General features: G+C 38.6%; 10 protein-coding genes. 7 read left to right on the top strand and 3 right to left on the bottom strand.

Going from position 1 to position 13,962, the window contains the following annotated elements:
• Positions 1 to 8 precede the first annotated feature (8 nt).
• Genes CWB72_RS01980 through CWB72_RS01965 form a run of 4 tightly spaced genes read left to right on the top strand, consistent with a single transcriptional unit; the run spans position 9 to position 5,202 of the window.
• Entirely contained in the window at positions 9 to 1,271 is a 1,263-nt protein-coding gene (locus tag CWB72_RS01980) for a hypothetical protein (protein WP_138628853.1), read from the top strand.
• Entirely contained in the window at positions 1,258 to 1,809 is a 552-nt protein-coding gene (locus CWB72_RS01975) for a condensin complex protein MksE (protein WP_138628851.1), read from the top strand. The genes CWB72_RS01980 and CWB72_RS01975 overlap by 14 nt, the downstream gene beginning before the upstream one ends.
• Positions 1,806 to 4,592: an ATPase gene (locus CWB72_RS01970; RefSeq protein ID WP_138628849.1), complete on the top strand. Its 2,787-nt coding sequence runs from the start codon at positions 1,806 to 1,808 to the stop codon at positions 4,590 to 4,592. The genes CWB72_RS01975 and CWB72_RS01970 overlap by 4 nt, the downstream gene beginning before the upstream one ends.
• Before the next feature lie 58 nt (positions 4,593 to 4,650).
• Entirely contained in the window at positions 4,651 to 5,202 is a 552-nt protein-coding gene (locus tag CWB72_RS01965) for a DUF4136 domain-containing protein (RefSeq protein WP_138628847.1), read from the top strand.
• A gap of 72 nt (positions 5,203 to 5,274) precedes the next feature.
• On the opposite strand, the gene CWB72_RS01960 is transcribed toward CWB72_RS01965, so the two are convergent.
• Both CWB72_RS01960 and CWB72_RS20820 read right to left on the bottom strand, forming a co-directional pair.
• Positions 5,275 to 6,660: a S9 family peptidase gene (locus CWB72_RS01960; RefSeq protein ID WP_252371474.1), complete on the bottom strand. Its 1,386-nt coding sequence runs from the start codon at positions 6,658 to 6,660 to the stop codon at positions 5,275 to 5,277.
• Between the two features lie 51 nt (positions 6,661 to 6,711).
• A complete protein-coding gene (locus tag CWB72_RS20820) occupies positions 6,712 to 7,329 on the bottom strand; it encodes a TolB family protein (protein WP_252371473.1) in 618 nt (205 codons plus the stop codon).
• 250 nt (positions 7,330 to 7,579) lie between these two features.
• On the opposite strand from CWB72_RS20820, the gene CWB72_RS01955 reads away from it, so the two are divergent.
• Positions 7,580 to 9,682 (top strand): TonB-dependent receptor plug domain-containing protein, encoded by a 2,103-nt coding sequence (locus tag CWB72_RS01955; protein WP_138628845.1) that lies wholly within the window; start codon positions 7,580 to 7,582, stop codon positions 9,680 to 9,682.
• Entirely contained in the window at positions 9,672 to 10,181 is a 510-nt protein-coding gene (locus tag CWB72_RS01950) for a peroxiredoxin family protein (protein ID WP_138628844.1), read from the top strand. Before CWB72_RS01955 ends, CWB72_RS01950 begins: the two co-directional genes overlap by 11 nt.
• A gap of 61 nt (positions 10,182 to 10,242) precedes the next feature.
• Here CWB72_RS01950 and CWB72_RS01945 read toward each other — a convergent pair whose 3' ends face one another.
• Entirely contained in the window at positions 10,243 to 12,330 is a 2,088-nt protein-coding gene (locus CWB72_RS01945; RefSeq protein ID WP_138628842.1) for a winged helix-turn-helix domain-containing protein, read from the bottom strand.
• A gap of 153 nt (positions 12,331 to 12,483) precedes the next feature.
• Here CWB72_RS01945 and CWB72_RS01940 point away from each other — a divergent pair, with 153 nt between their 5' ends.
• Complete coding sequence (locus CWB72_RS01940; RefSeq protein ID WP_138628840.1) at positions 12,484 to 13,923, top strand: serine hydrolase domain-containing protein; 1,440 nt, start codon at positions 12,484 to 12,486, stop codon at positions 13,921 to 13,923.
• Positions 13,924 to 13,962 lie beyond the last annotated feature (39 nt).

Here is a 13,962-nt window from a genome sequence, read left to right as displayed (position 1 = left end):
GGAAAAATATGATCCCAGCGAAGAAAGTTTTAAATACGCTCACTGAACACTGGTCTGTTATTGAGCTTTTGTTTAAACGTTTCAAAATGACTGACTTCAGCATCAAAGACGTTCAAAACATCATAAAAAACAAAAATCCTCATTGGAAAAGTGACAAAATATTCAAGGAAACTAATAAATTATTAAATCAGGAAATAATCATACCACTGGCAAAATCGTCACAATTAGAAATCAACAGAGCGATTGCTGAGTTCATCAGTTTCTTATTACAAGAAGAGGACTTAGGCCTTGCTGCAGAAATAACGGTTTTAGTCACAGATCTTGAACGACTCGGGAACCGCCTAGCACAGTCTGGTGAAGATGGAGACTTTACAGAGTTACGTCGCTTTAGCCGCATTATGGACGAGCGCGTACGTAAAATCGTCAAGCTGTTTAATCACAATGAAAACGCTATTTTTAACATTGTAGAGCAAGCAAAGTCTGATACTAGCCATGTTTCACTTCAAAAGCGTTATAAAGCCGTCATAGAAGCCTTCGACGAGTATATTGAGCCCATGTTGGAAATGGTCGATATACGTGGTGACTTTCACCGCTGCTTTAGTCGCATAGAAATGCAAATTAGTGCTCAGATAGAACACATTGAACTCTTTGGCCGAGGCAATATTGATAAGCGCATGCTAGAACAACTTCGTACTCGTATTCTTGATATGCACCTAGTTGGTCGAGAAAGTCTGCGTAAAAGTGCTGATATGCTAATGCCTTTGCGAGAAGAACTAAGACGTAACAACCTTATTACGCGACAAGCATCTAAAGTACTGGGCCTTATTCGTAAAAATGGCGTTGATCGTACATTAAGTGCCGTACAGCCTGAGTTTGTCTCTGATATTCAACGCTTTTCATTAGGGCAACAACGCCACATGGTCGCTTATATGGCAAGCCTAGTAGAGTTTGAGCATGACGAATACGAACTCCCCGACCAAAACGACGTACCAGCCTATCAAAGCCCAAATATTCCAGATTACAACAACGTAAGAACGACTTTCGCAAAAACAGGCAAAAAGCGAACGGCAATTTTAGGTTTCTTATCAGAACAATATCCAGATCTCGAAGCCGATGAGATGTTGTTTTTATATCAAAAGTTAATCAACGATACAGATCTCGAATTACAACAGGACGAACAACGCACAAGCGTGTCTATTTCGGGACAGACACTCAAACTGTATCCATTTAATGCCGCCAACAAGCAAGAACAAAAGAATGACAAACATTAATTTAACTGATTTATCAGAATTACAAGCCATCAATAAAAAATTGGTTAGCGGGTATCACATCAGTGAACAAGACACCACCTTATGGCAGCAACTAGACCAAAACATTGATGCTTACCAAGCCTTATTTACTGCGCTAGGTCACGACCTTATTCATGATGCCCGAGGTTTTTACTATTTAGGCAGTGATGAGAGCACACCTAACATGGGTAAGATTTCTCGTGCCATTGCATTAACTATCTATATTCTTATCGAGCATTACGCGAACCAAGGTAAAGATCCCCTTCGCGCTCTCTTTGATAACATCGCCGACTTAGAACTGATGCAAACATTGGTACAAATCAATAAACACCTTTTTGACCAGCTCGAAATTTTTTCAGGCTCAGAACTTCGTAAAGACGTGTATTTACGCATGGTGCGCTTAGGGCTGGCTAAAGAAGTTGAGCAAGGCTTTATATTACTCGCGCCAGTTTATAGATATATAGATGCATTAATGGAAGTAAATGATAATAACTTTGACGAACTCGAGGAAGAAGTATGAGTAAGTTATATGGATTAAGTAAGCTTGCACTGTTAAATACGGCGGGCTATGCAAAATGTGTGATCCCGCTAAATAAGAGTGCCTCTATTTGTGCGCCAAACAATACTGGTAAAAGCTCGGTAATTAATGCACTGCAATTTCCACTGATCAACGACCTGCGTTTAACTGAGTGGGATGGTCACGACTTAGAAGAAACACGTAAGTTCTACTTCTCAAGCGATCAAAGTTACATCTTACTTGAAGCCAATCTTCCCCATGGTGATGTCGTCATCGGTGTTGCAGGTTTAGGTAAGATTGCAGGTTACGCCCACCAGTTTTTCTGCTACCCAGGTAAGCTAGATTTAAACGACTTCACGCAAGACAAAAGCATCATTAAATATACCAAGCTGTTTAATCACTTGGAGAGAAAGGGCAAAAAAGCGGTCGAATTAAAAGCGCAAGAGCTAAATGCCCTTCTCATTGGTGGCGCAACGCAATTTGATGGTGATATTAACCTAAAAATGATCCCATTAAATAACGTACAAGATGCGTCTATTTACAAAGAGATTTTCAGACGAATTCTTAACTTACATAAGTTAGGCGCACAAGACGTAAAACGCTTTATGCTGCGTGTATTTGAACGCCACATGTCAAACTCAAAAGTCGACTTTTATGAAGTATGGCGTCGCGCTTTTGATAAAGTAAACCACTCTCGTCGCGAACTTGCTGCCCTTGAGTCAATGCAAGAGCCCATTGCAGCCCTTGAACAAATGCTCGATAGCGAGAGTGGCATAAAAGGTAAACTTGCCGCCTACGCCCCTAAAATTGATATGGCATTGGTGGAATTTGCCGATTATCAAGAATCACAAATGAGTGAGCTTGAAGTTCAACTAGAAGACATAGAGCAAGAAAAACACGACTTCGAACAAAAGCAACAGCTTTACTTACAACAATCTGGCGACATTGCCCGCCGCCAAGCGCAAATTGAGCAGTGGTTTATTGACTACTCGGCCCTTAAAACTGAGTTCGAATTAACCAATCACGCGACCTTAAAAACTAATCTGCAATTATTGAAAAAAGAATATGAGCAGTTGTCGTTTTCTATAAATAGCGCCCAAGGGCAAAGCTTACATACCCTTGATTATCGTATTAATGAAAATAACAAACAGATCAAGAGCCTCAAGCTGCAACTTAAAAATCTTGAGTTCAATTTATTTACTCGTATGCGTGAAGATCTGTCTTTAAAAGAAGTGGAAGAAATTTCTCGTATTTTGAATCCAGATATTCTGAGCTTTGCGACGACTAGCCAAGGTGAAGTTGACATTCATGACGAAGACGCCTTCGGTGAGTTCTTAGCCAACTTATCTAACAGCGTAAAAGGTGGTGAATTAAAACTACCAGGTGCGACCATTAAGCTTAAAAAGCTCAGCCCTGTGCAAATGCAAAGTGGTGAGAACAAAGTACAATTAAAAGCGCAGTTAGAATCATTACAGCAATCTTTAGTCGAGCTCAAACAACAGCGTGAAGTTGCAGCAAACGTAGTACAAAAACAGCAAGAGCGTGATACCTTATATGACGAGCTAATGGCGCTAGAAGCAACGCTAAAACGCTTCGAGCAATACCAAACCATGCTGCAATCTGTTGAAGCTCAATCATTACTCAAAGAGCAATTAGACGCTGAGCGCGAGCAAGTAGACAGTTACCTTCAAGATATTCAACACAACGCGAGCTCAATCTCAGATAGGCGTTCAATTATCTTATCGAAGCAAGACTTAATTAAACGTCAAGGGGATAGATTAAAACAGGTTAAATCTGAGCGTATTGATCACACACTAGACATAGTGAGCGAGCAACAAACGCCTTACCCTGTTGAGATAAATCTCGATTTCGATAACTTGGCTGATGTGATCCATCAGTTCAATAAAGATTGCCATGAGCTACGTAATCTAGCTGTCAACGTGCGTAATACCTATTTGCATATTTACAATGCGGGTATCACAAAGTTTGATAATGAATCTGATGAATTTACTAAGTATCAAAAACTTATCAGCGCATATCATAATATTGACAATGAACGTGACGCGGTTGAGAAACAAGCACGTGTTGCTCTCACTGAGGTAGCTGCAACCATTAAAGGTTTACGTGAAGATTTAGACCGCTTACGTCGAGAGATGAATAGCTTTAACAAAGGGATCAGTCAGCATAGGATCTCAAATTTACAAGCGTTTAAGATCAACGTGATCCCTCGTAAGATGCTAGTTGACTCTATCGATACGATTATCAGCACGTCTGATAGTTATGAAAAAGGTGATAATCTTGATCTATTGAGTGAATCACCTGCGGACGAAAAAGCCGTCAATGCAGCGAAAGATCATTTGATCAAGCTTGCCAGCGAAAAGGCCGGTTTAACGCTTACCGATCTATTCGACATTCGTTTTGAGGTAGTTAATCGCGCCGGTGAGACTGAACATTTTGATAAAATCGATTCTGCCGGTTCTAACGGGACACGTATTACAATCAAGCTGTTATGTGGTATGTTGTTTATTCGTTATCTATTATCAGATCAGGAACAGACGTTGTTTCGTATTCCCATCTATATAGATGAAGCGGCAGATATTGACCCGCAAAACCAAAAAGCCATTATTGAAACCGCATTGAGTTTCGGCTTTGTGCCAATTTTTGCTTCGGTTAAACCGCAAATCAGTTGTGACTACTTAGTACCTATCCGTAGTGTAAAAGATGGCAGTCAGAACTGGGTTGACGAAAAAGATTGGATTGAAGTGGAACATTCTGAGGCCAATTAGGTCTCAGAACGCAAATGACATTATCAACTGGGATGGAACCCAAAATTAGGAGAACGCTATGTTAAAGCATTTATTTATTGCAGTATTGCTCACGCTCGTTGCGGCTTGTGGTAGCACACCAGATTGGGATTATGATACCTCTGTTAAGTTTGCTAACTACAAAACATTTGCATGGTCAGAACATGCCGATATTAAAAATCACGGTAGTGACTATCAAATTAATGACTTAATGGAAAAACGCATACGCAAAGCCATTGTTGACAATTTAGTTGCACAAGGCTTCAAGTTTGTTGATGCTAAAAATGCCGATGTATTAGTAAACTATCATGCGTCTGTCGATCAAAAACTTGAATCAGATACGATGCAAACTACCTACTCTGCTCGTTGGAATTACTGGGGATGGGGTTACCAAACTCAAACCACAACACGTGAGTATGATGTCGGCACGCTAGTTGTTGATATTGTAGATGCGAAATCAAACCAACTGGTTTGGCGTGGTGCAAAAGAAGGTCGTTTACGTAAAAAACAAACACCAGAGCAACGCACTGAAGCAATTAATAAAACAATAGCTGAAATTTTAAAGAACTTTCCGCCAAAAGCTCAGTACTAATAAGTATAATGACCTTAATAAAAAAGCCAGCTATGCTGGCTTTTTTATTATCCATATTAAATAAACGGTCTCTTACTCACCATCTGTTTTATATCTCTCAAACCAAGCAAGAATATTGCCGACCTTTTGAATTAAGTTACTTGGTCTGGCAGCGATACCATGGGATGCTTTTGGTATTCTTACCATTGCTGATTCAACTCCTCGAAGCTGAAGCGCTTGATAATACTGCTCGGTTTCACTCATAGGCGTCCTATAATCAACTTCACCCGTCAACAACATGGTTGGCGTATTCACATTCCCTACTAACGATAGAGGTGAATGTTTCCATAAATGATCTGCCTGCTCCCAAGGCATGCCTGGCATCCAATACTCTGCAAAGTAAGGATATGCATCAGCTGTCAAAGCAAAACTCAACCAATTAATGACAGGCTTAGCGACAACCGCAGCTTTGAATCTGTCTGTATTTCCTATCATCCATGCTGTTAAAACACCACCACCAGAACCACCCGTTACGAACAAGTTATTTTTATCAATAAACTCTTTTCGAACCATGCCATCAACAACATCCATTAAGTCATTATGATCTTCAGATGGATATTTATGGTGAATTAAGTTAGCGAAGTCTTCACCGTATGAAGTACTTCCTCTTGGATTTGACCACACAACCACATACCCTTTAGCTGCCATTAATTGCACCTCGGTACTAAAGTTTGGACCGTATGCAGTATGAGGGCCACCATGTATCTCTAGTATTAGCGGATACTTTTTACTGCTGTCGAAATGAGGCGGTAACGCATACCAAGCTTGTATTTCACGTCCGTCAACAGACGATTTAACCGTTAAAGCTTTAAAGTTGGCTGTTTTTTTGTGACCCAGCAAATCCTCGTTTAAATTCGTGAGTTTTGTAACTTTTCCACGTTTAGAAAGCAATGCAAGGTCAGCGGGTCTATTTGTATTAGCTTGTGTAAAAACAAGCTGATTATCATTAGTTACAGCGAACTCACCTGATGTGTAAGGCCGCCCTAAAGATTGACCTCCTAATTGTGCCAATTTAGTCTTTATTTTTCCTTTAACTGACACATAACCAATATATTTCTGACCATGGTCATCGTAACTAAAGTAGACTCCTTTACCTTTACTATCCCACTTTGGAGAGTTAATTGGCCTATCTAAAGATTTTGTTAAATTTTTTTGCCTTGTACCATCTATATTCATGATGAATATATCGTAATTTTGACTCGACATTTTTTTATCATTAAAGCCGAGAAACGCAACGTGCTTGCCGTTAGGGCTTATTAAAGGACGTGTCTCCGGTCCTGGTTTAGATGTGATATTAACTGTCTCACCGGTGTCGATGTTGATTCGATAAATATCAGACTCTCTCGACCTAGATTGCCAATCTTCATGCCTATCAGCTGAGAAAAGGATATTTTTACTGTCAGGTGTCCAGCTTAACATGCCTCCGTGATTATATTGACCCTTTGATATTTGTCGTACTGTGCCACCTTCTTAAGGCACAACAAATATATGTCTATTACCCTTTGGTAATATGCCTACACCATCGCCTCTATAGCGTTTCTGCTCAATATAAGTTGCTGTACCAGCCCATTTTGCACCTTTTGGCTGCTTTGGCATCTCATTGAAAATACCTTTGGAGGGCATTTTTTTAAACATTGAAAAAGCAATCCACTGTCCATTTGGGGACCAGCTAATATTGCTAATACCACTTTGAACCTCTGACACTCTAGCTATATCACCTGTGTCTAACCACTTTACATAAAGCTGGTTATCTCCTTCAGAGTTACTGACATATGCAACACGTTTACCATCAGGAGAAAATTCTAAAGATCTATATTGAGACTTACCTGATAAAAAAGGTCTATGAGACCCATCTTTTATATCGAGTGACCATAAGTTAGTTCTGATCCCATCGCTCATGATATCCATTGCACGGCGTTCATATATAATCATACTGTTATCAGGGCTCGTTTTAGGTGACGCTGCATACTCAATATTAAATACGTCTTCATATTGCCACAGTGACTTATCATCTGTTTTAGCTGAGATTTCAATGCTAAATGTACTTGCTAAAAAAAGTGTCACTGGAAGTGTGATTTTTGACTGCATTTCAATTCCTTAAATTAACATCTCAAATAATTTGTTTCGCTTCATACGTATATCACAAAATGTAATCCCCAAATGAATATACTTCATTGCATTTTGCAATTAGCACGATAGACTCAACAAATACAATTGATAACTAATATCATTTGAGAAATTAGTTACATATTTTTACTTTTTATAGGTGAAAACAATAATGTTACAATATAACATAATGGAAGTTTTTCAATCTAATCTCGTCAAGGATCCATAATTAATGGCATTACTATTTCCAACGCTAGCTGTTTTAGCGTCTACAGCATCAGCACCAATTTCTGAACAACAAGAAGTAGAAAAAATAGAAGTTAAAGGTGTAAGGTCTCGCCTGATAGAGTCTGGCGCTTTAAAAGATGATATTTCTAAAACTGAACTATTATCAGAAGATTATATTAAAAATACACAATCATCGAGCTTGGCTGATGCGATTAAAAATGCCATTGGTATTCGTGTTTCAAATGAATGCGCTATGTGTGGTGCAAAACGTATCATGATTAATGGCCTCAAAGGTGAGCATACCAACGTACTTGTTGACGGCATACCTATGCACACCATGATCTCTGGATTCTATGGTATGGATTCTGTTGCAGCTGCGGGTATCGGTCGCATTGAAATTGCTCGAGGTGCTGGTGCTTCTCTTACTACACCAGAGGCAATTGGTGGTACTGTAAATCTAGTAACCAGTGATCCGAGTGAAGAAAAGGTAGAACTAGACATTGCCGCTGGCAGTAATGGCTATCGACTCGTGTCTGGCATGGCAACGGGTATTAGTGAAGATGGTCGCACTAAAGCTATTTTGATTGGGCAATACGACAATAAAGACCAATTCGATGGCGACAAAAATGGCGTTAGTGAAAACCCAGCCCTAACAAATCAATCTCTAACTTTGAGTTTGTCTCATGATATAGACTATTCAAATAATATCCGAGTTCGTTTAAATCAAACTCAATCTGAGGTATTTGGCGGTCCAGTATTAGGAGATACAGCAACCAGCGTTTCTGCAACTTTAGCGAGTGTCAACCTTGGCGAAGCTGACAGCCTATTTGAAGGTAATGATGTAAGAAATCGCTATGTTGGTAATGCATGGGAAACCGCTGAATGGGTAAAGACAGATCGTGAAGAAGCAAGCATTAGCTGGCTACATGAGGTTTCTTCTCGATTAAATGTAACCTCAAGCCTTGCCTATGTCGATCATACGCAAGACTCATTTTATGAAAGCACAGATTATTATGCTGAAGATACAATGTTCTATACGTCAATTCGCTTTAATTATGACTTAAACGACAAGCATTTATTAACCTTTGGTATCGATCAGCGCAAAGAAGAAATGCGCTCGGCTTCTGCTGCGCTTGAAGGGACTGAAAACTATGTCTCTGATAGTTTTGACTACGATACAACAGGTTTATACATTCAAGATACTTGGTTACCAAACGAATATTTTGAAGCTTCGGCCGCCATCCGCCTTGATCAAATAAAGGCTGATTTTGTTGACCCTAGCAAGCCAGGTGTTGAAATTGACAAAACCATTATTTCTCCGCGTGTTGATATGCGTTATTTCCATAACGAAACATTAACTTCACGCTTATCATTTGGTCAAGGGTACCGTGCTCCCCTCTCATTCTTTGAAAGCGATCACGGAATTTTAGATTCTGGTAAAGGTTTCTTGGTCGAAGTGAATCAGCCTGAGCGCTCAAAATCAGCTACTTATTCATTGAGCTACGAAAAAGAAACATTGACTGTTACTGCCTCTGCAGCACATTCAAAAGTCGATCATCTAGCAACACTCTCTGAGAATGAAGAAGGTACGCCGCTTCTTACTCAGCTAGCAGAAACAGCGGCTGTCACTGCAATAGATATCTCTGCTAATTATCAGGTAAATGATGATCTGACTATTTACGCAATTGCAGAGCAATATCACTATGACGATACATTTAAAGCATCATTCGGTATTGCACCCATAGAGAAAAGAGCGACTATTAGTTCTGACCTACACTTTAAAGGTTGGGAGATTATCTCAAGTGCAACCTGGGTAGCGAGTAGAGATCTCACTGAGTACGGCTATGAGGGTTTTAACGACACACAAGCGCAGCTTGCAAAACCAACTACGGCTGAAAGTTACATCACTGTAGACATGAAAGTATCAAAAGCAATGTCTGAAACATTCACATTATATTTTGGTGCCAGTAATTTATTTGATTATAACCAAGCAGAGGATATGGGCAGCCCGCTTATGTTTGACGCCGAAGGAGGCTACGATGTTGTTTACATTCACGGCCCACTTCGTGGAAGAATGGTATACGCTGGTTTAACCTATGAATTTTAAAACAGCCACTGTACTGTTTTTACTCATTTTTGTTCATAAAGCTCATGCATTTGAGTTTTATGAACTGGCTATGCTGCGTCTGAATGACGCAGCATACGGTAAGCAAGAAACATTATCTCAATTTAAAAACCAACCCATCATTGCTTCTTTTTTTATGCCAAACTGTAGTTGGTGCGAAAAACAACACAAGGCTTTAAAATTGCTCAAGACTCAATGCCCCGAAGTCAGAAGTATAATGTTGGGGATCAATGGTAATAACAGAGATTTGAAGCGCGCTTTAAGAAAGAAGCGGAATCATTTTCCGGCGTTTGTTAGTCACCCTGAAATAGTTAAGGCTCTAGGAGGTAAACCTCCAGTTCCAATGGCTTTAGTTTTTAATAAATACGGAAAGCTGACCTTTTATACCCAAGGTTATAACTCTGCAAGCACGCTTGAAGACCTAATAAAAGAAAACCATGTCTCATCCTGTAAAAATGAAAGTAGAACCAAATTACTTTGATTTTACTTTCATTATATGAATTTACTTACATACTACAGATGAGGTTTTAACATCAAAAGACCTATTCAGTAGAGAGTTGTACCTTTAGAATATCAGCAAAACCCTCTCGCTCCTTAAGCAAGACAATGTCACCGGATATAGAAAGAATTTGGTCACAGTGATTTGAACAGATCAGATCAAAGGTGCCGTACTGTCTTTTAACTTTGATAACTTCTCTGCTTTCATATTGATAAAAATGCAAATCCGTTTTGATTTTATCACTTGTCGTAAAATAAAACCCATTATTTTGAGGGTACACTTCTTGTATTGTTTCAATATCAGTAAGTAGGTTTAAACCTGACTGAGCATCCGCAACCTTTTCACCATTGAAGACAATCAAACTGTCTGCGTTATTTAAGAACACTTTTTGTTTGCCAAGTACAAAGTTTAAGGGCTTTACCTGGCGTGTCGATACTTTAAGACGAATAAGTTCATCATTATGGGTTCTTTTATCTACAAACAAAATGGCATCTGTTTCTTGATACCATGCTTTTGGTACTCCAATAACACTTTCTAACCATTCTATTCTTTGATGAGTCTCTTCGAGATGAACAATAAAGGGTTTATTATTAATACTACTTACTAATCGTTTATTGGTTCTATCCCAAATAGGTTCACTCAGGGCATATTCTTTATCTTCATTTTCAAATATTAAGCGGTTCTGTTTGCTCTGCAAATCTTTTATAAACAATTGCGGCAAACCATTTCTAAGAGAGACATAAGCAATTGTCTTTTTGTCATTAGAAATTGCAGGAAACATATCAACTGTATTGGAATCTATAATCGTGACCGGTTTTGCTGACTTGTTTAATTGTGCTAGCAAAATGTCTTGGTCAGTTTTTGCTTCTACAAAGTACAAGATATCTTTCACGATTTGTGGATAAACAAGAAAATTAAAACTCTTATAATTCAATGGGCTGAGTTTACCATTTAAGTCTATTTTATTAAGTTGGCTACCATTACTAAGCAAAATAGCGCGCTCATCTTCAAACCAAGTCAAGAAATGCCAATTATGATCAATCTCACCAACTAAACTTATCTTTTTAGAATTAAAGTTTAATATTTTAATCTCTGAAATACCTGAATGATTAAAGCCAATTAATGCTAAGTCGTTTTGAGTTGGTGATAATGCAATTTTATAAGGCTTAAATTCATCATTTGGCTCAAGAAGTGCTTCAGATAAACCTGTTGCAAGGTTATGGCGATACAAACTTGCATTGCGGCTGTGCTCAGAACTGTTTTTATTAGCTAGATAATAAAGGTTCTGTTTCTCATCAATAAAAAACACACTATTCCAAGTGATATCTTGGCGCTGAAATAATATTTGCTCCGAAACTGGCTTTCTTTGTGCATCCAGTAAAATACGATTAAAAGAGATGCTATTTTGTTCTTTTGAGGAATAAACAATACTATTTAAATGCATGTCCCATGCAAGATATGTATAAGCTTTACCCTTTTGACTTAAAGGCCACTCCTTTTGCGTTACAAGGTCTTTCAATAATAGTCTGCGTTGACTAGGTCCGCTTTGAATATAAGCCATATATCGACCATCCGGACTAACCTGCATATAACGCTCTTTCTCATTACTAGACGTTATCGGACTCAGATTAGAAAGCTTAATTTCTGACTTTTGAGCATTGAATAAAACCACACTAGAAACCGAAACAATACATACGATTAAGAAAATCAAAGCTAAGTGCGATGACTTTATCTTGAGTAATGCAGACTTTTCAGTATCTAAACTTGAGCCTTGCTGCTGTGCTTTTTCATTCGTACTATCAAGCAAGTTTATTGACGCTTCTAAACTGTATCCTCTTTTTGGGTGGGTTTTAATTAGCGTTTTATCTTCATCAGATAATGCTTGTCTCAGCAAAGCTATATTTCTTCTAACTGAGTTGGGGCTGTAAATAGATTTGGGCCAAACTTTTTCAAATAGAACTTCAGCGCTATGAACCTGTTTAGGTGCACCACAAAGTACCCTTAGTAAATCCATTACTTTTGGCTCTATTACTTCTATTTTTGTATCTGTCGAAATCTGTCCGGTTCCAAAATCAACTCTAAATTCATTGATAGAAATTTTTTCTGGTAAATTTTTATATGACGAATCCAATCTTATCTCTTTGTAATTATGAGTTATATTTTCCTTAAGCCTTTTTTAATCTGTTCTTAATGGCTTCATCATCGCCTGCTTGCAAATAAAAAAGTAAAACAGTCACCAAGGCAGACAGCCATATTAATCAATTAAATACAAAAGGAATACAACATGAATCGAACTTTTATTGCACTTTCTCTATTAGCAGTTGTTAGCAGCGCCTCAGTTGCTGCTGAAAAAACCCTTAATCACAATAAAGTGGCTGATACTTTTTTAACCGCACTGAATAGTCAAAACCTGTCTAACATAGAAAACTTTGTTGTTTCTCATTTCTCAAAAGATGCGCTTTCACGTTGGGAAGGTACGGGCAAAGACAGATATGTTGGCTACTCAATGAACAAAGCACTTTACCTTGGCAATTTAGAAGTCTTAGATTCTAAATTGGAAACAACAGACAACGGCTTACAACATATTAGTACGCTTTATTCTAAAAACATTGATATGCAATACCGCATGGTAATCTATTTCAATAATGAGCAACAGCGCGCTATAACAGGTTGGTATATTGGGGAAAACCCAAAAGACACCTCTCATCTTTCTAAATTATCGGATGATAGATTTGTCGAAGAAGTAAAAAGCTACAGTACCAGATTGGCGAATAACGGCGCGTTTTCTGGCGCTATTTTACTCGCTAAAGGTGACAAAGTGCTCTTCTCTGCTGCACACGGATTAGCTTCAAGACGTTACGATGTGCCTAATAATTTAAATACGAAATTCCAAATTGGTTCGATGAATAAGATGTTTACCAGTACTGCTATTTTGCAGCTAGTTGAACAAGGTAAAATGTCACTAGATGACCCAATGACAAAGTATATTGACCCAAACCTTTTAGGTGAGGGAGATTTTTCAAAAATTAAAATTAAACATTTGCTGAGTCATACATCGGGTATTGGAAATGGAGAAGGCTTTAATGCAATTCAAAATAAAGTCCGATCATTAAAAGATATAACCCCCCTACTTGCTTCCATCGATACAACCTTTGAACCAGGTTCAAGATGGAGGTACAGCAATAACGGTATGATGCTGCTTGGGAAAATCATCGAAAATGTGAGCGGTGAAAGTTATTTCGACTTCATTAACAAACACGTTTATGCCAAAGCAGACATGCGCAATAGCGGTAGTTTTGACTTAGACGTCCCCGTCAAGAACACGGCAAGGAACTATTGGTTTTCAGTAGAAACCGGCCAAATCACCGAGAATTTAATGTTTCAATCTGTAAAAGGTGGCCCTGCTGGCGGGGGCTACTCTACAGTGTCAGATCTCCATAAATTTGCGATTGCAATGCAAAATGGCAAATTAATAAGCAAATCCCTCGCTCAACAAGCACTAAGTGCAAAACCAGAGCTTAATGCAAATAACTGGGGGTATGGCTTTTCAATAAGAGGCGACGAAGAAAATACCATTATTGGTCATAACGGTCAGCACCTCGGTATGACCGCTCGTTTAAATATGTATCAAGAAAAAGGCTATATCTTAGTTGTGTTGGGTAATTATGAGTCATCAGCTTGGCCTGTTATCGCAAAAGTAAATCAACTTATGAAACGACTGTAACTACCCTTCACCTCACCACAAGCAGCTAGGATTTGATCC

Source organism: Pseudoalteromonas phenolica, assembly GCF_005886345.1.
Lineage (GTDB): Bacteria > Pseudomonadota > Gammaproteobacteria > Enterobacterales > Alteromonadaceae > Pseudoalteromonas > Pseudoalteromonas phenolica_A.
Note: the sequence above shows the minus strand (reverse complement) of the source record. Positions and strands in the feature narration are given on the sequence as shown.

Coding starts and splice junctions, on each gene's coding strand:
- CWB72_RS01980 (WP_138628853.1), top strand. CDS start 9: ATGATCCCAGCGAAGAAAGTTTTAAATACGCTCACTGAACACTGGTCT.
- CWB72_RS01975 (WP_138628851.1), top strand. CDS start 1,258: ATGACAAACATTAATTTAACTGATTTATCAGAATTACAAGCCATCAAT.
- CWB72_RS01970 (WP_138628849.1), top strand. CDS start 1,806: ATGAGTAAGTTATATGGATTAAGTAAGCTTGCACTGTTAAATACGGCG.
- CWB72_RS01965 (WP_138628847.1), top strand. CDS start 4,651: ATGTTAAAGCATTTATTTATTGCAGTATTGCTCACGCTCGTTGCGGCT.
- CWB72_RS01960 (WP_252371474.1), bottom strand. CDS start 6,660: ATGTTAAGCTGGACACCTGACAGTAAAAATATCCTTTTCTCAGCTGAT.
- CWB72_RS20820 (WP_252371473.1), bottom strand. CDS start 7,329: ATGCAGTCAAAAATCACACTTCCAGTGACACTTTTTTTAGCAAGTACA.
- CWB72_RS01955 (WP_138628845.1), top strand. CDS start 7,580: ATGGCATTACTATTTCCAACGCTAGCTGTTTTAGCGTCTACAGCATCA.
- CWB72_RS01950 (WP_138628844.1), top strand. CDS start 9,672: ATGAATTTTAAAACAGCCACTGTACTGTTTTTACTCATTTTTGTTCAT.
- CWB72_RS01940 (WP_138628840.1), top strand. CDS start 12,484: ATGAATCGAACTTTTATTGCACTTTCTCTATTAGCAGTTGTTAGCAGC.